At 57.3% G+C, this 19098-nt stretch carries 15 protein-coding genes and 7 pseudogenes; 12 read left to right on the top strand and 10 right to left on the bottom strand.

Annotation, left to right across the window (positions count from 1 at the left end; translation table 11 throughout):
- Positions 1–28: 28 nt before the first annotated feature.
- From JNB91_RS14430 to JNB91_RS14440, 3 genes and pseudogenes are all read left to right on the top strand, one after another.
- Positions 29–291 (top strand): annotated as a pseudogene (locus tag JNB91_RS14430) (DUF982 domain-containing protein).
- Positions 292–592: 301 nt separating this feature from the next.
- Positions 593–847 (top strand): type II toxin-antitoxin system ParD family antitoxin, encoded by a 255-nt coding sequence (locus JNB91_RS14435; protein ID WP_220326210.1) that lies wholly within the window; start codon positions 593–595, stop codon positions 845–847.
- Positions 847–1140 carry a type II toxin-antitoxin system RelE/ParE family toxin gene (locus JNB91_RS14440; RefSeq protein ID WP_220326211.1) on the top strand — a complete coding sequence of 98 codons (294 nt, stop codon included), beginning with the start codon at positions 847–849 and terminating at the stop codon, positions 1138–1140. The genes JNB91_RS14435 and JNB91_RS14440 overlap by 1 nt, the downstream gene beginning before the upstream one ends.
- A gap of 193 nt (positions 1141–1333) precedes the next feature.
- Here the strand turns inward: JNB91_RS14440 and JNB91_RS14445 are convergent.
- Positions 1334–3175, bottom strand: a pseudogene (locus tag JNB91_RS14445) (hypothetical protein); the annotation flags it as partial.
- Between the two features lie 251 nt (positions 3176–3426).
- On the opposite strand from JNB91_RS14445, the gene JNB91_RS14450 reads away from it, so the two are divergent.
- Positions 3427–4608 (top strand): Fic family protein, encoded by a 1182-nt coding sequence (locus tag JNB91_RS14450; RefSeq protein ID WP_220326213.1) that lies wholly within the window; start codon positions 3427–3429, stop codon positions 4606–4608.
- 174 nt (positions 4609–4782) lie between these two features.
- Here the strand turns inward: JNB91_RS14450 and JNB91_RS14455 are convergent.
- Positions 4783–5453, bottom strand: a pseudogene (locus tag JNB91_RS14455) (NAD(P)-dependent oxidoreductase).
- Between the two features lie 21 nt (positions 5454–5474).
- Entirely contained in the window at positions 5475–6497 is a 1023-nt protein-coding gene (locus JNB91_RS14460) for a cation:proton antiporter domain-containing protein (protein WP_430736281.1), read from the bottom strand.
- Positions 6498–6518: 21 nt separating this feature from the next.
- Between JNB91_RS14460 and JNB91_RS14470 the strand changes: the two are divergent.
- The 3 genes and pseudogenes from JNB91_RS14470 to JNB91_RS31435 all read left to right on the top strand — a co-directional run.
- Positions 6519–6923, top strand: a pseudogene (locus JNB91_RS14470) (efflux RND transporter permease subunit); the annotation flags it as partial.
- A 364-nt stretch (positions 6924–7287) separates the two neighbouring features.
- Entirely contained in the window at positions 7288–7551 is a 264-nt protein-coding gene (locus JNB91_RS14475; RefSeq protein WP_220326214.1) for a hypothetical protein, read from the top strand.
- Positions 7552–7562: 11 nt separating this feature from the next.
- Positions 7563–7862: pseudogene (locus tag JNB91_RS31435) on the top strand (nucleotidyl transferase AbiEii/AbiGii toxin family protein); the annotation flags it as partial.
- Here JNB91_RS31435 and hydA read toward each other — a convergent pair.
- From hydA to JNB91_RS14505, 5 genes and pseudogenes are all read right to left on the bottom strand, one after another.
- A complete protein-coding gene (hydA, locus tag JNB91_RS14485) occupies positions 7825–9237 on the bottom strand; it encodes a dihydropyrimidinase (protein WP_220326252.1) in 1413 nt (470 codons plus the stop codon). The pseudogene JNB91_RS31435 and the gene hydA sit on opposite strands and share 38 nt — an antisense overlap.
- Before the next feature lie 29 nt (positions 9238–9266).
- On the bottom strand, positions 9267–10529 hold the full coding sequence (locus JNB91_RS14490) for a cysteine desulfurase-like protein (protein WP_220326217.1): 1263 nt from the start codon (positions 10527–10529) through the stop codon (positions 9267–9269).
- 27 nt (positions 10530–10556) lie between these two features.
- Positions 10557–11306, bottom strand: coding sequence for an amino acid ABC transporter ATP-binding protein (locus JNB91_RS14495; RefSeq protein ID WP_275957787.1), 750 nt, complete (start codon positions 11304–11306; stop codon positions 10557–10559).
- Positions 11306–11977 (bottom strand): amino acid ABC transporter permease, encoded by a 672-nt coding sequence (locus JNB91_RS14500; RefSeq protein ID WP_220326219.1) that lies wholly within the window; start codon positions 11975–11977, stop codon positions 11306–11308. The genes JNB91_RS14495 and JNB91_RS14500 overlap by 1 nt, the downstream gene beginning before the upstream one ends.
- A gap of 64 nt (positions 11978–12041) precedes the next feature.
- Positions 12042–12838: pseudogene (locus JNB91_RS14505) on the bottom strand (ABC transporter substrate-binding protein).
- Positions 12839–12993: 155 nt separating this feature from the next.
- Between JNB91_RS14505 and JNB91_RS14510 the strand changes: the two are divergent.
- Positions 12994–13689, top strand: a complete 696-nt coding sequence (locus JNB91_RS14510; RefSeq protein WP_220326254.1) for a FadR/GntR family transcriptional regulator — start codon at positions 12994–12996, stop codon at positions 13687–13689.
- 145 nt (positions 13690–13834) lie between these two features.
- On the opposite strand, the gene JNB91_RS14515 is transcribed toward JNB91_RS14510, so the two are convergent.
- Positions 13835–14734 carry a LysR family transcriptional regulator gene (locus tag JNB91_RS14515; protein ID WP_220326220.1) on the bottom strand — a complete coding sequence of 300 codons (900 nt, stop codon included), beginning with the start codon at positions 14732–14734 and terminating at the stop codon, positions 13835–13837.
- A 138-nt stretch (positions 14735–14872) separates the two neighbouring features.
- Between JNB91_RS14515 and JNB91_RS14520 the strand changes: the two genes are divergently transcribed.
- Entirely contained in the window at positions 14873–15202 is a 330-nt protein-coding gene (locus tag JNB91_RS14520) for a nuclear transport factor 2 family protein (RefSeq protein WP_220326222.1), read from the top strand.
- Positions 15199–15978 carry an SDR family oxidoreductase gene (locus tag JNB91_RS14525; protein ID WP_220326224.1) on the top strand — a complete coding sequence of 260 codons (780 nt, stop codon included), beginning with the start codon at positions 15199–15201 and terminating at the stop codon, positions 15976–15978. Before JNB91_RS14520 ends, JNB91_RS14525 begins: the two co-directional genes overlap by 4 nt.
- A 28-nt stretch (positions 15979–16006) precedes the next feature.
- Here JNB91_RS14525 and JNB91_RS14530 read toward each other — a convergent pair whose 3' ends face one another.
- A complete protein-coding gene (locus JNB91_RS14530) occupies positions 16007–16474 on the bottom strand; it encodes a MarR family winged helix-turn-helix transcriptional regulator (RefSeq protein WP_220326225.1) in 468 nt (155 codons plus the stop codon).
- 144 nt (positions 16475–16618) lie between these two features.
- On the opposite strand from JNB91_RS14530, the gene JNB91_RS14535 reads away from it, so the two are divergent.
- Complete coding sequence (locus tag JNB91_RS14535) at positions 16619–17413, top strand: alpha/beta fold hydrolase (RefSeq protein WP_220326226.1); 795 nt, start codon at positions 16619–16621, stop codon at positions 17411–17413.
- A 191-nt stretch (positions 17414–17604) separates the two neighbouring features.
- A pseudogene (locus JNB91_RS14540) lies at positions 17605–19054 on the top strand (GMC family oxidoreductase).
- The last annotated feature ends 44 nt before the right edge of the window (positions 19055–19098 follow it).

Genomic DNA, 19098 nt, shown 5'->3' on the forward strand with positions numbered 1-19098 from the left:
GCTTCAGACGCTCGAAGGAAGTAGCTGCATGCCAAGTCGAAAGACCAGATGGGACGAGCCTGTCGAAATGGCGTTGAACTCGGACCTCCAGAAAATTGAGGGGCCGTTCGATGCTTTAAAATATCTGACCGAGAGCTGGCCTGCTGATCGAGGGATGTCTTTCGTAAAAGCCAGGAGCGCATGCCGTGCTGCATTGGCGGGGATAAAGCGGTTGAGGAGGCGCGTGTTGCTTTCCAGGCTGCAGCAGCTGATGCGGACTACATTTTGGGAACTAATCAGATCGTTAAGTGATCTGGCCCGCGAGTTCTCCATGCGACGAACCAGTTTGATATGGCGGAGTGAGGTTGAGAAAGGTGGAATGACGTCTGCTGTCCGCGGTCACCTCACCAAACATTGCAAGCCTGATTTCGGCCAAGGATGAAACGCTTGCTGCAAAATAAATCGAATGCTTGAGATGATATCTCAATGGGTTATCTTTTATCACGATTACGGAGGCATTAAATCCAATCAGTGCAAGAGCTTTATGGTGCCATTCTCACCGTTTGACAAACTTTGCCATCGCTGAGTATCTTGAAGCATCAAGGAGACTCGAATGGCTACGATGAATGTATCTCTGCCGGACCCCATGAAAGACTGGGTTGAATCACAGGCAAGAACGGGTCGATACTCGAACGCGAGCGATTATGTCAGAGACCTGATCCGCAGAGACCAGGCCCGCACGGACAAAATCGCCGAGATGCAGCGTTTTGTCGACGACGGGCTCAAGAGTGGCGTAGGCAGCCGTTTGAAAGACGAACTATTCGCTGTCGCTGTCGCGCGAGCAGAGATCAACACTGGACGCGATTAATGCCCTTCAATCTGTCTGCCGAGGCGGAAGAGGATATCGTCTCGATTGCCGAGCAAGGCATTCGCAGCTTTGGCCCACATGTCGCCAAACGATATCACGATGAGCTTTTCGCGATATTCGAGCTGATTGATTCAAACCCGCGAATGGCTCGAGAGCGTCACGAAATTTCTCCGCCGGTCAGGATCCATCCCTTCAAGGCGCACTTGGTTGTCTATCAGATCAACGATGACGGGAGCATTCTTGTGATCCGTATTCGTCATGCGCACGAAGATTGGGCCGGAGATGCTTTCTAGCGTCCGCAGAATGCCAGTAGATTGGCAACCGGCCATCCTCCTACGGCCGGCTGCCTGACGGGTTGAACCTCCGCTCAGGAAAAGTTCTCCAATACCGCCAGGCGCTGCGCCGCGCGATATCCGGTCGCTGACTATCCCGAGGGATGCCAAGCATGCCATGCTGTCGGTTATCCGGCGAGTGTCGTGCCTATCTACAATCAGAAGCTACCAGTTTTCGCTCCGGACAAGGCACGAAGGGGGATGTGCAGCTTCTCGCCGTGGCTGACCTGTTCCGCAATTGGCGAAGGTTCTTTTGTCGTAGCCCGAGGTGCAGGCCAATTCGGTGTAACAGGAACGACCTGACGGCCTCTGCCGCCGACCGCGGATATCTGTGCTCATCCGGCATGCGTTCAAGAATCTCGTCCGTGATCTTCCGATATTCCGCTAATGGACTTTCGGCCTCGAGGACGCACATGATTGACTCGAACGGGTCACGATGGACGCGCATGACACGTTGGATTTCCTTCGATCGGTTGGCTGCGTGCCGATGAAATGCGTCACAGGCGCCATGCCAGTCGCGAGCTGCGAAGTCGATTTCTTCCTGCTCAATCAAACCCGCAATAGGCCTGACGTTATGGAGCAACTCCGGGGGCTGTCGGATCCAGCCGACATTAGCATGCGAGAGGGCCTGGGCAACCATCAGCATGTCTTCTTCCCATTTTGTATAGAAGCCACGGCGTTGTTCCCGCCACTGCAGATACCAGTCCCAAACACCAGGAAAGATAAGAAGACCAAAGCTCAATCGGCTGAGTGGTACGCCGTAGCCCTTCAGGGCGCTATTCGGTGACGCGGCCAGTGCGCCGAACATCAAACCAAGATGCTCAATTTTCTGAGAAGCCGTTTCTTCTCCCCAAACACCATTCCGCTGAAATCCAATCGCCGTCAGTGTCGAGGTTTTGAAACGAATGAGATCGGCCATTTCCATGGCAAGCTGCGGCGGCGCGTCGACGACGCCTGAAAGCAGATCAGGATCATCGAAATCGGCCTCAATATTCTGATTTGCTCCAACTGCGGATGCCAAGGATCTGGCCGACAGTGCGCTCCCGCCATAAGTGACACCGGGAAAGCGGATGGCATAGCGTTGCTTGCTGGCCGCCGCCTGGTATCGACGATACTCCGTCGATCCCGAAGTGATCACACGGCGCACCCAATCAAGGATTTCTTGGCGCTTGGTGAAGGGCAGACTGCTGAAGTCATCTGGAAGATGCAGCGAGATCCTGCGCCGCTCGGCCGGGCTAATATCACCGAGTTCGTGACCATAAAGCGAACGTACCTGATGCGGCAGCTTCTCTTTGAAATATCCCTCCGGAAGTCGGTAGCGTCGCTCAATGCGGCGGAGGATATCGAAACTCGCAACAGATCGGGGTACGCGCGAGCCCTGGATCCAGGATAGAAGCGTCTTGTTGTCGAAGGTCTCATTGAGATGAACAACGGCTCGGTAGAGCTGCCAATAGCTGTCGCCGAACCGGCGCATATGATAGACCAACGCATCCTGAAAACTTGCCGGATCCTCTGTCGCTTCGAATAGCGGTTCCGGGAAAGGACTGATCGGCTTCGGTGCCGGACCTCGTGGTGTGGACCCAGACCGCGCAAATGTACCGTCGGTTGTCGCGCGTTGAAGCTTTCTGGTCGAGGATATGGAAGCTACCTTCTTTGCAGACACTATTTTGTTCGGGCGGGTCTTTGGCTTTGGGGACCGTCGCTCTTCGGCTGCCGGTGGTGCCCCGAGCCATCGGATGATTGCATCCAAGCCTGGCCGGAGTTGCTTTTTCAGTTCCGCCGTCAATTCGACTTCTATCCCACAGGACTGACCGATTGTCGCCCAATCGACATGGCCATTCAGAAACGGCGGCGATTTTCGGTAGATGATCAAGCTTAGGAGATAAGGGCGGACGTTCTCCAGCACTCGTTTGGATGTGAATGGCGCGATACGCAGCTCGCAGAATTCGGATATCTTTCGCTGAAAATTTCGTGATGAAAGGTCTTTTTTGGTCATGCTTATTCCGTTTCTCTCGGCACCAATGCCGAGGGCGAGCGGAAGTAGGAGGGGAGCTTTGAGAAAAGATGTACCGGACGCGGTACCGTTCACTCAGCTTAGTCATCGCATTTTACTCCCATGCCAATTACTCTGGATCAGGGTTCGGGAGCTCGATGTCCGAACGTTAATTAAGCGCGCTTATCTAAGTCTGAGCCTTAATTAAATGGAGTGCGTCTTGTTTAAATAAGGTGCGCGGTTGATACTGGGGCATGTCTGATTCCCAATCCAAACATCGCCTGGGTCGTTTCGTCGAGACGATCGCTGCCAGTGAAACAGTGCGGGCGTTCGTGCCTCCGCCATTGCCACCCGAGCCGGCGATTGATGTGCTTTCATTGCTGGAGCGTCTCAGCCTGGCAGAGCGCGCGCTGGGACGCTTGGATGGTATAACAATGCTGCTGCCGCGACAGGAGTTGTTTCTCTATATGTACGTCAGAAAGGAAGCTGTTCTTTCCTCGCAGATTGAAGGGACGCAGTCGACACTTTCCGATCTCTTGCGGTTCGAGACCGAAGCTCAAGCTGGACAGCCGGTTGATGATATCCGTGAAGTCTCCAACTATGTTGACGCCATGATGTATGGTTTGGAACGACTGGAAACGCTGCCCATGTCGTTGCGCCTGATCCGAGAGATGCACGCCAGGCTCCTGCACAGTGGGCGAGGCGGCACCAAGGATCCAGGAGAGTTTCGCCGCTCGCAAAACTGGATTGGTGGTACGCGCCCCGGTAATGCACTCTTCGTGCCGCCACCCGTCACTGAGATGGCCGATTGCCTCAATGCATTCGAACGCTTTATGCATGATGAGCAATCCCAGTTGCCGGCACTAATCAAAGCTGGCCTGCTGCATGTGCAGTTCGAAACGATCCATCCGTTTCTCGACGGCAATGGCCGTATCGGCCGCCTGCTTGTAACCCTGTATCTGTGCATGAACGGCGTTCTGCGAAAGCCGCTGCTCTACCTCAGCCTCTATCTAAAGTCCCATCGGAGAGAATATTATCGGTTGCTGCAGGAGGTTCGCGAAAACGGAAACTGGGAAGCCTGGTTAGACTTTTTCCTCGCCGGCGTCGCCGACACTGCCAATCAGGCATTTGAGGCTGCCACTCAGATCGTTGATCTCTTCAAGGAAGATCGGGAGCGGATCACGATGGAAAGTGATAGAGCAGGATCTGCTCTTCGCATTCACGAGCTTTTCCAGCAGAATCCTTTTCACACGGCGAACCAGATCGTTCAGATCACAGGTCTGTCCGCACCAACAGTCAACGCTGCACTCGCAGATCTGGAGCGATTGGGCATCGTTGATGAGGTAACCGGCCGCAGGCGTGGCCGTGTGTTCAGTTATCGACGATACCTTGCAATCCTAAGCGAAGGCACTGATCCTCTGCCTCTCAGTTCATGACGAATAAATGAGCCAAAGGTTCGATCTTCATCAAGACCTTAGATGTCAGAGTGCCAAAGCATAGCTTACCCTTGGCGTTGGCGTGCCACACATTCCCGGGCTATCCTTTTCCCGGGAAAGCGCTCTTATTCACGTGCTGCGTCTACCAACGTGTCCGCGAGGCGAACGACATCTTCATGTCGGGTGCGTCATGATGACAGACTGATGCGGAAGGCGGTCCGGCCTTGCGGTCGGCTTGACGAGGGCAAGCCGCGCCGCGTTGACGAGGTGACGGGTCTCAGGTGTCGATGGAGCATGGACCGGGATCAGGTCGGCATTTTTGAAGATCTCGTCGAGTTCAGCACGTCGGTTGCGAAGTGATCGAAAACCAGCACGTCCATCGCCGAGGCGACGCAACGCCTAGCCATAGCACACCCGATCCGCCCCAATCCTATAATGCCGGCAGTGCGCCCCCACAGCCCCTGATGGAATCCGTCGAAGAACCACTTGCCGCTTTTGACCATGGCATCACGCGGGCCGATGCGGCAAGCAAGCGTCAGTGCCATAGCAACAGGAATGTCAGCCTTGGTCGGCGCCTTGACGTCGACCTTGTCGTATCCGACGCCCCAGCGAGCGACGATTTTCAGATGAGGTGCAGTTTCAAGAACACGAGCCGTATAGGGCTCGCCGCCGGCGATCGTGGCGACGACACCATCCTTCAGCTTTTCGATCAGTTCTTCCTCGCTCGGAAGGCGGAAGGTCTCGTTGACCTCGACGGTATAACCAGCCTCAACCAAGCGGGCGAACAGGGCATCGCCATTCTTGAACTGTTCGGTGTTGACCAGGATTTTTCGTGGTTCAGTCATGTCTGAATACTCGTTTGTAAATTAAGTCCGGGCAGTGGTTGTGTCGTTGGTTGTAGGTCGGCTGTTTGCGACCCTGGTGATGAAGATCACCAGGACCGCTTCCACACCCTGCATCGAAGCCTCGCTGCGCAGGAGCCTGTCCGCGGCGATCATCAGCAGCGGCGTCAGCGCCATGGAGAAGATCACCACGGTGGTGAACAGCGCATTTTCGCGCTGATCGATCACCCCGCCGGCGGTTGCTGCTGCATAGAGCACGAAGGCGAACTCGCCGCCCTGCAGGAACATCGAGGTGCGGTGCACTGCCTGATGGCTGGAGCCACCGAACAGGCGGGCAACCCCATAGACTACCGCGCCCTTGGCGATGGTGAAGGCGACCAGCATGACGATGAGCAGCGCCCATTCGGCGGCTACGACAGAAAGATCGAGCGACATGCCAACGGCCATGAAGAACAGGCCCATCAGCAGTCCGCGAAACGGCTCGATATCGCTTTCGATCTGGTGGCGATAGCTCGAACTCGACAGTATCACGCCAGCGAGGAACGCGCCCATCGCCATGGATAGCCCGGCGCCGGCCATCAGCAGGGCCGCGCCCAGCACCACCAGCAGCGCGCCAGCCGTCATCACTTCCCGCGTTCTTGCCCGCGCCAGAAGCGCGAAGAACGGGTTCAGGCCCCATTTCGACACGCCAAGAGGAATGAGCAGAGCACCGAGCGCCATGCGACATCCATCCATCCCGACTGCCCGTCGGACAGTGGCGAGAGGAAAGCGACCACCGCCAGAAGCGGCACAATCATCAGGTCCTCGAAGAGCAGGATGGAGATCGACTTCTGCCCCTCGGGGAAGCAGCACGCCATCCGGATTGGGGAGTTCGATGCGGACCTTCGTTGTCCGCGTCTGCGTATCGACCTGCGGGTAGATGAGATCAATCGTGCCTTGAAACGTCCGCCCGGGCAGGCTGCGAACGGTCAGTCGCACATTTGCACCGAGCCGCACGGAGGCTAGATCATATTCCGAAAGATCAGCCAGCACCCACAGATGCGACATATCCGCGATGCGAAACAATTCTGGCTGATGTGGTGGCTCGGGTTCAATGCGTCGGTTGCGGGGGCCGTCGGTTTCATCGCCTTGGCGGGGGTTGCCGCGGAGACCGGTGTTATCATGCTGATCTATCTCGACCACGCCTTGAAGGAGCGGCGTGCTCTATGCGCCAATGAGGGGCGGCGGCTGACGAGAGAGGACCTTCATCGCGCCATCATGGTCGGGGCTGTCGAACGGGTTCGCCCGAAGATGATGACTGTGGCGGCGATCATGGCGGGACTCCTGCCGATCCTGTGGAGTAGCGGGACGGGAGCGGAGATCATGCAGCGTATCGCGGTGCCGATGATCGGTGGCATGGTGTCCTCGACGCTGCTGACCCTGATCGTCATTCCGGCGATTTATGCCCTGGTGAAGGGGAGGGGGCTGTCATGATCTACGTGCAAAACTGATCCTGCTAATTTCGACGCCACGGTCTCGAAACTTACTGTAGATCGGTGTGGCAAGCAGATGGGGAAAGATTACCAACGTTACAGATTCTGTTCCCATCAAAAGTTTAAGGCGTCGTGCAGCGTTTCCGCTTTCCGGCTAGTAATTTTACATCCACGAACATCTATAGCAGGTGTTGTGGTATGTCAGCGGCGCTTAAGCCTCGTTTCTTCCATTACGACCGTGGCTTGCTCGTTGCGGTATCATTTCTCATTTATCTAGTAGCCGCAGAATGCCTGCTTCTGCGGTATTTCTTGTGTTTTTGGCGGGTATGTATTACATAGCTTATCGAAAACTGGTGGTGATAGCGATGTCTAGCGTTGCTATTAAGGTACTGTCGACGGTGAACGCCCCTTACGGGACGAACCTTTCGGCTGAGCAACTCGCTTCGAAGATTTCGGATTTCGCGAGCGTTGAGAATTTCGATGCTTCAGCATTCTCGTTCTATTCCGAAGTGAAAGCCGACCTCCAGCACAAGTTTCTGGATGAGATGAAAATCGACCACGGAGCCGCATCCGAGATTGCCCAGAAATTCTCGCAACTAGCCGGATATCCCCTCGCCTTGGCCGCCTGAGGGCTGTCCTGATGAGCCAATGGGAAAGTCTTTTCGACCAGTCTGTGTCGATTATCAATCAGGCAAACTCTTCTTTTAAACTTCTCGATAGCTGGACTTTCGGCGGCGGTACCGCCCTTATGCTCCAGATAAGCCATCGCGAAAGCTTTGATATCGACATCTTCATCGATGATCCACAGGTCCTCCCATATCTCAACCCGACGACACATTTGTCACTGACGGCGCGTCCGAACGATGAGCACGGTCTGGCCTTTACGGCACTGTCTAGGTGGGTCACGCGTCTCTCGGGACAAGGGAAGAGCGATTTCTTAGGAGATAGCTGCCGCGTCCCTTCTGCTGGGTGAGCAGTCCGTCCTTCACAATAGTCTCGCCACCCAAGAGCAGGTGCACCGGCCAACCACGCACTTCCTGCCCCTCATAAGGCGTATAGTCGGCGCCGTGCTGCAGGATATCATTCGTCAGGGTAACTCTTTTGTCCGGGTCCCAAAGGGCAATGTCAGCATCGGCCCCGATCGCAATCGTGCCTTTGCGCGGGTAAAGCCCGTAAAGCTTGGCATGGTTGGTAGAGGTGACTGCAACAAACTGGTTGATGTCGATCCGACCCTTCATGACGCCTTCTGAAAACAGGATCGGTAGGCGCGTCGCCACGCCGGGAATGCCGTTCGGAATCCAACGGAAATGCCGCTTGCCTTTCTCGTTCAACTTTCCTTCCGGGGCATCGAAGCGGAAAGGGCAGTGATCGGATGAAAACAGATCGAACACGCCCTGTTCCAACCCCTCCCAGCAGGCTTCCTGGCTCGTCTTGTCACGCGGCGGTGGGGAGCAGACGTATTTGGCGCCTTCCATCTCTGTCTGGTCGAGATCATCGGCGGTCAGCATCAGATATTGCGGGCACGTCTCGCCTGCGATCTTTTGACCCCGCTGGCGGGCACGGCGGATTTCTTCCATCGCCTCGCGGTTCGAAACGTGGACGATGACGATCGGCACATCCACGATTTCGGCAAGCGAAAGCGCCCGGTGGGTGGCTTCGCGCTCGGCGGCGACAGGCCGCGTCGTGGCGTGGAATTTCGGCGCGAACTTGCCCTCCTCCTCATGCCGGCCGATCAGGTAGCGGATCGCATCCTCGTTCTCGCAGTGAACCATGACGAGGGCGCCGGTGCGGCGTGCCGTATCCAGCGTCGCCAGGATTTCGTCGTCGCGCAGCCGTAGGCCTTCATAGGTCATGAAGACCTTAAGCGAGGTGTAGCCGTCCTCGACAAGCGCTGGCAGTTCCTGGCCGAGCACTTCAGGGGTTGGATCAGTGATGACTAAATGGAAGGCAACGTCGACATGGCATTTGCCCTCCGCCTTGGCGTGATAGATCTTCAGCGCCTCTCGAAGTGACTGTCCCTTTTCCTGCATGCAAAAGGCCAGAACCGTGCTGTTTCCACCAATGGCAGCCGAGCGAGTGCCGCTGTCGAAATCGTCGGCCATCACGATGCCATCGCCGGAGGGCTGGTCGAGATGGACATGGCTGTCGATACCGCCGGGCATCACGAAGAGGCCGGTGGCGTCGATCACCTCGTCGGCATCGGTCAGTTCGGCGGCAAGTGCGACGATACGACCATCCTTGATGCCGACATCGCTGACGAATGTGTCGCTTGCCGTCACCACGGTTCCGTGCCTGATCACCGTATCGAAACGCATCATTCCATGTCCTTGTTGCCGTTCACAGCTCAGCTTGCTTTCGCAAATCCCGCATCACCAGCCAGAATACGGTCAAGTGCTGCCGTGAAGCGATCGACCTCGTCCAGCGTGTTGTAATGGACCATGGAAACGCGCAGCATGCCGCCATGGTCGGTCAGCCCAAGATACTCGGCAAGCCGTCTCGAATGGAAATCACCGAAACGCATGGCGATGTTTTCGCCGTCCATTGCCTTGCAGAGTTCGCCAGCTTCACGGCCATCGAAGCGGAAGGCAATTGTTGGCACGCGTGTTTCGTCCTGGTTGGCCTGCCCGACGATCCGGCAATCGTTTCTGGTGCGTAGGTAACTCAGGAGCCGTTCCGTCAGAAGGTTTTCCTGGGCGGTAATGGCTGCAAAGGCAGCTTCGATTTTCTGGCGCACCGTGCCGGTCTCGCCCGCCTGTTCGCCGAGTGCGGTTAGATAATCAACGATGCCGCAGGTGGAGTAGGCCAGTTCATAGTTGGGATTGCCCGGTTCCAGCTTACCTGGCACTTTGTCCTTGCCGTAGAAATAATGGTAGAGCGTGTCGAGCTCGAGCAGCAGATCATATTTGCCATACATCAGCGCGTAATGTGGACCGTAGGTCTTGTAGAGGCTGAAGACGTAGTAATCGACGTCTAAGGCCTGCACGTCCACGGCGCGGTGCGGGGCATAGGCCACGGCATCGACGCAGATCTTTGCGCCACGCGCATGCACGAGATCGGCGATCTTTCGGATCGGATTAATCGATCCGAGAATGTTGGAAACGTGTGTTACGCAGACCAACTTGGTGCGATCGCTCATCAGCGGCGCCAGGTCGGCGAGATCGAGCGTCAGCGTGTCCTTGTTGAGCGGCCAGATCTTCAGTGTGATGCCGGCCTCTTTCAGCCGGTCCCAAGGGCCAATATTGGATTCGTGATCGCTGACCGTGACGACGATCTCGTCGCCTGGCGAAAGCTGGCTCTGCATCGCGCGGGCAAGGTTCTGCAGCAGTGCCGTGGTGGAATTGCCGAACACGATTTCTTCCGGGCGCGAAGCATTGACCAAGTTCATGGCAGCTGTCCGCGCTTCGTAGAGTGCTGCAGCTGCCGCCTGCGATACGGCGTAGGAGCCGCCGATCTGCACGTTCTTTTCGATCAGAAACGTATTGATGCGCTCAAGCGCGCCTTTCACGATTTGCGATCCGCCCGCATTGTCGAAATAGGTCCAGCCGCGGGACAGGCCCGGAAACTGGTTGCGCACGTAATCGAGGTCGAGCGGTGATGAGGTGGTCATTCCTGGGTCTCCCGAAAGGTCTTTTATTCAGTGATTGAGAACGGCGCGAAGGAAGCCGCGCGTCCTTGCCTCTTTTGGATTGTCGAAAATGTCTGAAGGCTTGCCGGATTCGACTAACCTGCCGCCATCCATGAAGATGACGCGGTCTGCCACCTGGCGGGCGAAGCCCATCTCGTGCGTGACAATCACCATGGTCACGCCGGTGCCCGCGAGCTTGCGCATGACGTCCAGCACTTCGCCGACCATTTCCGGATCGAGAGCCGATGTTGGCTCATCGAACAGCAGAACCCTTGGCTCCATGGCCAGCGCCCGGGCAATGGCCACACGCTGCTGCTGACCGCCCGAGAGTTGGCCTGGAAATTTCTCTGCCTGCTCGGAAATGCCGACGCGAGCCAGAAGCTCGCGCGCCTTGCGTTCGGCGTCCGCTTCCGGCGTCTTTCGCACCCGAATGGGGGCGATCATGACGTTTCTCAAAACGGTCATATGCGGAAACAGGTTGAACGACTGGAACACCATGCCGACTTCGGCACGCACCTTGGCAAGGGCCGGGCCCGGTGCAACGCGAATGCCATCTACGGTGATGCTGCTATCTGGCTGAAACGCTTCCAGATGATTGATGCATCGAATGAGCGTCGATTTGCCTGAACCGGAAGGGCCGATCACGCAGACGACCTCGCCTTCGGCCACATCGAGATCAATGCCGTGCAGCACGGTGAATGTGCCATAGGCTTTAGTCAGCCCGCGGATGGAAATCAGCGGGGAGGTCGTCTTTTCCATCAACGTTTCCCCCGATTGAAATGTCTTTCGAGACGGGTCACGACGGCAACCATCGGCCAGAGCAGCGCGATGTAGATGAGGGCTGCACCGATCAGCGGCGTGGGGTTGGCGTTGAGCGCCTGGGCTTGCGTTGCCTGTTTCAACAAGTCTGGCATGGCTACGACCGAAGCAAGGGCGGTGTCTTTCATGACATTGATGCAATTGTTGGTAAGCGGGGGAATGACGATGCGGATAGCCTGCGGCAGTATGATATCCACCATCGTGTTGCGGTTGGAGAGGCCAAGCGCTGCGGATGCTTCGAATTGCCCGTGGGGTACAGCCTCGATGCCAGCGCGAAAGATTTCGGCGGTATAGGCGGCGGACACCAAAGACAGCGCTGTGACGGCAGATAGAAACGGCGACAGCCGGATACCGACGAACGGAAGCGCGTAATAGACGACGATCAACAGCACCAGCAACGGGATAGACCGGAAGATGTCGATATAGACGCGGATCAGCAGCGTGAAAGCGGAGGGGGCATAAAGGCGTGCCACCGCCAGAAACAGACCGCCGACAAGACCGCAAAGGATGCTGGTAATCCCGATCTGAATGGTGACAACCAGCCCCCAGAGCAGCTGGGGCAGGCTGTTGAGAAATACGGGAATATTGAAGAAGGTATTGATGAGGTTCATGCCGGACAGGCCCCCTTGGCAATCTGGCGGGACACGAGTAGTCCCGCCGGATGCAATGCAAGCCTTACTTGGCCTTCGGCATGTCAAGGACGGCAACGGTCGAGGTCGTGTCCTCGGCCTTTGCGCCGAACCAAGTTTCATGCAGCTTGGCGATGAAGCCTTCGCCCTTCAGCGTGGTAATAACCGTGTTGACCTCTGCGGCAAGTGGATCGCCCTTGTTGAACATGATCGAGTATTTTTCGCCTGTCGGAATGCGCTCGACAACCTTAGCTCCGGCTTGTCCTTGGCGTAATAAAGCAGTGCTGGAATATCGGAGATGTAGCCATCGACACGGCCGGCTACGAGATCGAGCATGGCGGGCTGCAAGCCTTCGAATTTGCGGATTTCGCCAAGCTTGTAATCACCCTTATGGGCTTCTGCCCACATATCTCCCGTCGATCCGGTGTCGACACCGACGACCTTGCCACCCATGTCCTTGAGGCCGGTGATGCCGGAAGCGGCTGTCACCGTCAGAGACTGGTCACTATCGTAATATGGCTGGGCGAAGCTGACTGACGCCAGGCGCTTTTCAGTGATGGTGATCGATGAAATCGCCATGTTGATGCGGCCGGACTGGACAGCCGGAAACAGACCGTTGAACGGCGTGTTGACGAACTCCACCGACTTGCCGAGGCGCTTGGCGATTTCGTTGACGAGGTCAACTTCGAAGCCAACGACCTTGCCGCTGGCATCTTGGAACTCCCATGGAACGTTGCCGATATTCGCACCGACGGTCAGATCGGCAGCCTGTGCGTTGAAGACGCCGAGAGCCGAGATCAACCCGGCGATAAACGTGCTTTTCATGCGCGAAACGTGAAGCATTTGAGAACCCCTTGTTTTATGATTCAAGCCAATCTACGTTGGTCTAACTGGTCAGACCAGTACGACCAGACAAGCACGCGCTTTAATCCTTTGCAAGATCTCATTTGAAAAATGTATCGAAAGAGGCAGTGCAGGTTTCAGGGAACAGGGATCGGATGCTCAATAAGACGCTCTTGCCACAATCGGTTGCCCGCGAAATCCAGGCCATGATCCAGACTGGAAAATTGAAAGCGGGTGAGAAAATCCCTTCACAGCGCGAGTTCTCCCAGAAATTTGGCATCAGCCGGGCGTCGTTACGCGAGGCCCTACTGACGCTCGAGACATTGGGGTTGCTTAAAACAGAAGCCGGGCGAGGGACATTCGTGGCCGCCGCTGATGGGACGGCTGGCCAAATGGGCAACATGGCGCCGTGGCGTTATTCCGAAAGTTATTCTGTTTTTGATGTCTTCCAGACCCGTATCCTGCTCGAGGGCGAGATTGCGCGCCTTTCCGCCGGACGGCTGTCCCAAGCACAGCTGGATAAGATGGAAGAGGCGACCAAAACCATGGAGGATTGCTGGGCCAATCAGGACCTGCTCGCCAATGTGGATGCCGATCTGGAGTTTCATGGCATCATCGTGTCGGCCTGCTCCAACACCATGCTGAGAGCGCTTTACCAAACAGTACGAGATCAGGTGACTGAAACCCAGCGCCAGCCAATTCCGATCACGGACCCGGAAAGAATGCGGCAATCCATTGCGGAGCACCGCCGCATCATAGCTGCTCTGAAGGCCAATGACGCAGATGGCGCATGCAGTGAAATGGAGGCGCATATCCGAAACACCGCACGCTGCGCGGGATTGCAGCCATAAGGAAGAAAAAGATCCTACTGCGCGGGACCGAGCTCCGCTTCTTTGCAAGCTGTAAGTCCGTTACCCCCTCCCTACCTCCGCGATATTACACTCCCTCCTCTGTTGTATGTAATCGTGGGTCGCAGGTTCGACCCTGTTCAAGAGCTTATCGGCTGTGTGAAAAATTGCGGGATGCCTGGATAAACGCACTGAAGGCAGCAGGCGGATTCTTCCTGCCGGGATAATATAGCGCCAGAGGTTCCAAAGAGGGTGTCCAGTCCTCAAGAACGCGCACCAGTCGCCCGGCCGCAATGTCCTCGCGCACATCCGCCTCCATGACGTAGCCGAGCCCAACACTATTCTGAGCCGCTATTCTGACAAGGCTCGACTCGTCGAGCGTGATCGCGCCCTGTACGTCGATCTGGACGGCATTTCCGTCCTTCTCAAATTTCCATCTGAACAAAGCATTGTTGGGAAGACGCGCGCGAATACACCGAAACCTGTACAGGTCGGCCGGAACAATTGGCGTACCGTGCGTGCGCAGAAAGTCCGGCGAAGCAACCACGGCGTTACTGCGCTTTCGACCGAGTGGCACGGCGATCATATCGTGCGGCACCAGGTCGACAGGCCTCAGGCCCAGGTCGAACCCGGCCGCTACGATGTCGACGAGCCGTCCCTCGGTCACAAGGTCGATGTGTACCTGCGGGTAGCGCTGCAGAAAAGGCAAGATCAGCGGCTCCATCACCTCGCGTGCTGCCGTGGCAAATGCGTTGATCCGTAGTGTTCCGATCGGGATCTCCTGCAGCGACTGAGCCGCCAGCATGGCATCATGGATGTCGGTCATTGCCGGTCCGATCCGCTCGACGAAAGTCGTGCCGGCGTCGGTGAGCGAGACACTTCGTGTCGTCCGATTGAACAGCCGAATGCCCAGGTTCTTTTCAAGCTTTGCGATGGCATTGCTCAGCGCTGTCGTAGACATGCCGAGCTCGAGCGCAGCAGCCCGAAACGAACCGCGACGAGCGATGCTCAGGACGGCATCCAGATCGGTAAGAACAGACCGCGTCATTGTCCCTCTTTTCGTGATGTCTCATCCTATTTCGTCCCGCTTATCGCGTCAATCGCGCTGAAGTAAGTTAGCGCCCATCGACCCAGCGAGGCCGAAACCCGCAGTTGGCGGAGACCGAAACATGATTGGAGAGCCAAGATGACTGTCAAACTACCGAAGGCAATCGAGGCCTATTTCGAGGCCGACCGGACGGGTAGCCCGGAAGCAATTGCAGCTGCATTCACCGAATATGGCATCGTAAAGGACAAGGGCCAGATCCACAAAGGTCGTGATGCCATCCGCGCCTGGATGGCTGATGAAGCCCAGCAATACAGCTACACGGTGGAACCGTTCCTCATCGTGACCGAGACCGGGAAAAGCCAGGTCACGGCCCATGCCGTTGGCGATTTCCCGGGCAGCCCGATCGACCTGCGCTTCATCTTCGTTCTCGCAAACGAAAAGGTTGCCGAGCTGGAGATCACCGTATGACACAGTTTCTCAGTTTGCAGGGGCGTCGTGCCCTGATCACAGGCGGCACGTCGGGTGCGGGCGCTGCAACGGTGGCGCTATTCAAGGAACTCGGTGCCCGTGTGCTGACCACCGCTCGCAAGAAGCCGGCAGACCTCGCTGGTGCGGCGTTCGTCGAAGCCGATCTGACCACCAAGCGCGGGGTAGAAACTGTCGTCGACGCGGTGAGCCAAAAACTCGGTGGCCTCGACATCCTCGTGAACGTGCTGGGTGGCTCCTCGGCCCCCTCGGGTGGCTTCGCCGCGCTGACCGACGAGGAGTGGGAAAAGGAATTCGACCTCAATTTCTTTCCGGCCATCAGACTGGATCGCGCTCTCATCCCCGGCATGATCGCGCAGGGAAGCGGCGTCGTCATCCATGTGACGTCCATCCAGAGAAACCTTCCACTACCGGAGGCGACAACTGGCTATGCATCGGCCAAGGGCGCACTCAATACCTACAGCAAGAGCATCTCCAAGGAGGTCTCTCCGAAAGGCGTGCGGGTGGTCCGCGTTTCTCCCGGCTGGATTGCCGATCCGGGTGCCAATGGTCTGGCTCTTCGCATAGCCGAGGAAGCCGGCATCAACTACGACGCGGCGGTCCAGGTGATCATGAATTCGCTCGGTGGCATACCGCTCGGCCGGCCGGCAAAACCGGAGGAGGTGGCCGACCTCATCGCCTTCCTGGCATCGGATCGAGCGTCTTCGATCACGGGCACGGAGCATGTGATCGATGGCGGGACCGTTCCGACCGCTTGAGCATTCAGACCATGGACACCATCGTAGCTCAGGCGGGTGCATCCCACCCGCCGATCTGGGAATAGATCGCATCGCGCAGGTGGCGGACATCGCGGTTGAGAGACGCTAGTTCCTTTGGCGTCTGGGTCGACGCCGCGAGCAAAGTGTCGCTGAGGCAGCCCGCTTTGTGCTGCAAGGCACGGCCTTCGTCGGTCAAGGCGATGACGACCTGCCGTTCGTTGCTCAGGTTTCGTGTCCTGCGCAGCAAGCCGGCGGTCTCAAGTCGCTTCAGGAGCGGTGTCAGGGTGCTGGATTCCAGGGCAAGGGCGTTGGCAATGGCGCCGACCGTCTGCCCATCCTCGCTCCATAGCACGTTAAGAACAAGATACTGCGGGTAGGTCAGGCCCAGCTCGTCGAGAAGGGGCTTGTAGGCCCGCTGGATTGCAATGCCTGCGGTGTAGATCGCGTAGCAAAGCTGGTCGTGCAAGGGCGGTGGATCATTGTGGTTTTCGGTCATTCTGAGCTCCTGTCCTTGTAAAAGGTAACGCCTCAAACGACGAAAAACAATATCGCGATAATAATTATGTTGACGTGTTTATCGACATCTGGCAGCTTGAGCATATCGCGATAACAGTTATCGCAATTGGAAAAGGAGAAAGGCATGACACGCAAGACCCCGACTACCGTCGCTGCAATCGCGGCAGCAGCCGCACTGACTGCCGCTCTGCCGGCAAACTCCGCCGACACCATTCCTCAGGACCAGTCCGTCAGAAATGTCGTCCTCGTTCATGGAGCTTTCGCTGACGGCTCCGGCTGGAAGGGTGTGTACGACAATCTGACCAAGCGCGGTTATCGCGTTACCATCGTCCAGAACCCGCTGACGTCTCTCGCGGATGACGTTGCCGCGACCGCTCGTGCGCTTGAGCGGCAGGACGGTCCGGTCATTCTCGTCGGGCATTCCTGGGGCGGTACCGTCATCACCGAGGCCGGTATCGATCAGAAAGTTGCAGGGCTCGTCTATGTCTCCGCACTTTCCCCGGACGCCGGCGAAACGACGGCGCAGCAATATGAGGGATTTGCTCCTGCGTCGGAGTTCGTCATAGAGACGACGAAGGACGGCTTCGGATATGTCAGCCCGGAAAAGTTCAAGGCCGGGTTCGCGCATGACGTCAGCGATGCGGATGTCGCATTCATGAGGGATTCACAGGTCCCGATCAATATGTCGGCCTTCGGCACGAAGCTCAAGCATGCCGCCTGGCGGACCAAGCCCAGCTGGGCCGTCATTGCCACGGAAGACAAGGCCTTCGACCAGGCCATGCTGATCCATATGGCTGAGCGCATCGGTGCGAAGATCACCAAGGTATCGGCGAGCCACGCCCTGTTCATGACGCAGCCGGCGATCATCGCCGATACGATCGATCAGGCCGCGAAGACCGCGTCGGCAAAAAAGCAGTGATCGATTTCGCGCTATCGGGACGGTCGAGCACCCTCCCGATAGCGCCGGCAAAATTTCCTTCAACTGCTCGCCTTTGGGAGAAGCGAGATATCGGCCGCACTCCGGATCCCTGACCCACGTCGGGGGAATTCTCGCCTCTTGCGACCCAAGCATCAGCAAATTCACCTGAAACAATTCACGGAGGAACTCACGTGGAACTGCCGACCCATGACCAAAACCCAACTGAAAATGCCGCACCTGCGCGGAGCGAAGCCTGCGATGTCTTCGACTTCATCGTCTGCGGCGCCGGGTCCAGCGGCTCGGTCGTCGCTGCACGACTGGCAGAAGATGAAAACGCCAGCGTGCTGTTGCTTGAAGCCGGCGGAGACGATCAATCCGAAACCGTATCGAACCCCGCTCAGTGGCCCCTCAATCTCGGTTCCAGCCGGGACTGGGGCTTTGTCGGGCAACCGGCACCTGGCCTGAATGGCCGGCGCCTTCCTCTCAACATGGGTAAGGGACTTGGCGGCGGCTCGAGCATCAACGTCATGGTCTGGGCGAGAGGGCACAGGGAAGACTGGAATCATTTTGCCGAGGAGGCAGGTGATACTGCCTGGGGATATGAAGCTATCCTCCGCTACTATCGGCGGATTGAAGATTGGCAGGGTGCGCCGGACCCGGTTCGTCGCGGTATAGGCGGACCCGCCTACGTTGCGCAGCCTCAGTCTCCACAGCCCGTGGCGGAGGCGCTTTTGAGCGCTGCGTCAGCTATCGGTGTTCCAGTCTTCGATTCAACGAACGGCGAGATGATGGAGGGGGCCGGGGGCGCTTCGATCGCTGAACTGCGGATTCGTGATGGCAAGGGCCATCAATACGCCGAAGGTTCTCATGCAGTCCGGTATCGGCCCGGAAGACGAGCTGCAATCGCATGGCATTCCGGTCGTGCAACATCTGCCAGGTGTCGGCCGAAATCACCAGGACCATCTCGCCTTCGGCTGCACCTGGGCATATCGAAAGCCTGAAGCAGTCGGCGGTAGCGGCTGCGAGGCGAATATCTACTGGAAGAGTGATGCACGCCTATCTCAGCCGGACATTCTGCAGTGCCAGTTGGAGTTCGCAGTTCCATCTCCGCCTGAGACCGGTCTCGAAACGCCTGAGCACGGCTGGACGATGTTCAATGGTCTTGCCCAGCCGAAAAGCCGCGGTCGGTTGCGTCTTTCAGGTCCTAATGTAAACGACCCTATCCTAATTGAGCCGAACTCCCTCAGCGAGCCTGAGGACATGGCCGCCGCTCTGGCCGCAGTCGAGTTGTGCCGTGAGCTTGGAAACAGCAATGGGTTTTCCCCGCTGGTGACAGGCGAAACAGCTCCAGGTGTGCGCGACAGATCAGGCATGATCGATTTCATCCGGCGATCGGCCGTCACCTATTGGCATCAAACCTCCACTGCCAAGATGGGACGAGACACCATGTCGGTGGTCGACAATGAGCTCAAGGTCTACGGCATCGAGGGTCTTCGCATTGCGGACGCCTCGATTATGCCGCGGATTACGACTGGCAACACGATGGCGCCATGTGTTGTAATCGGTGAGCGGGCAGCCGATCTGATCGGAAAGTCACATGGTCTGAGCGCTCAGCACGAACCCGTTTCTTCCGTTGGCTGATCTAAATGGTCGAAGCTTAGCGCTTTGCATCGCATGGCGCCGAG

This window comes from Aliirhizobium wenxiniae, assembly GCF_019511445.1.
GTDB lineage: Bacteria > Pseudomonadota > Alphaproteobacteria > Rhizobiales > Rhizobiaceae > Neorhizobium > Neorhizobium wenxiniae_A.

Coding starts and splice junctions, on each gene's coding strand:
- JNB91_RS14435 (WP_220326210.1), top strand. CDS start 593: ATGGCTACGATGAATGTATCTCTGCCGGACCCCATGAAAGACTGGGTT.
- JNB91_RS14440 (WP_220326211.1), top strand. CDS start 847: ATGCCCTTCAATCTGTCTGCCGAGGCGGAAGAGGATATCGTCTCGATT.
- JNB91_RS14450 (WP_220326213.1), top strand. CDS start 3,427: ATGTCTGATTCCCAATCCAAACATCGCCTGGGTCGTTTCGTCGAGACG.
- JNB91_RS14460 (WP_430736281.1), bottom strand. CDS start 6,497: ATGTCGCATCTGTGGGTGCTGGCTGATCTTTCGGAATATGATCTAGCC.
- JNB91_RS14475 (WP_220326214.1), top strand. CDS start 7,288: ATGTCTAGCGTTGCTATTAAGGTACTGTCGACGGTGAACGCCCCTTAC.
- hydA (WP_220326252.1), bottom strand. CDS start 9,237: ATGCGTTTCGATACGGTGATCAGGCACGGAACCGTGGTGACGGCAAGC.
- JNB91_RS14490 (WP_220326217.1), bottom strand. CDS start 10,529: ATGACCACCTCATCACCGCTCGACCTCGATTACGTGCGCAACCAGTTT.
- JNB91_RS14495 (WP_275957787.1), bottom strand. CDS start 11,306: ATGGAAAAGACGACCTCCCCGCTGATTTCCATCCGCGGGCTGACTAAA.
- JNB91_RS14500 (WP_220326219.1), bottom strand. CDS start 11,977: ATGAACCTCATCAATACCTTCTTCAATATTCCCGTATTTCTCAACAGC.
- JNB91_RS14510 (WP_220326254.1), top strand. CDS start 12,994: ATGCTCAATAAGACGCTCTTGCCACAATCGGTTGCCCGCGAAATCCAG.
- JNB91_RS14515 (WP_220326220.1), bottom strand. CDS start 14,734: ATGACGCGGTCTGTTCTTACCGATCTGGATGCCGTCCTGAGCATCGCT.
- JNB91_RS14520 (WP_220326222.1), top strand. CDS start 14,873: ATGACTGTCAAACTACCGAAGGCAATCGAGGCCTATTTCGAGGCCGAC.
- JNB91_RS14525 (WP_220326224.1), top strand. CDS start 15,199: ATGACACAGTTTCTCAGTTTGCAGGGGCGTCGTGCCCTGATCACAGGC.
- JNB91_RS14530 (WP_220326225.1), bottom strand. CDS start 16,474: ATGACCGAAAACCACAATGATCCACCGCCCTTGCACGACCAGCTTTGC.
- JNB91_RS14535 (WP_220326226.1), top strand. CDS start 16,619: ATGACACGCAAGACCCCGACTACCGTCGCTGCAATCGCGGCAGCAGCC.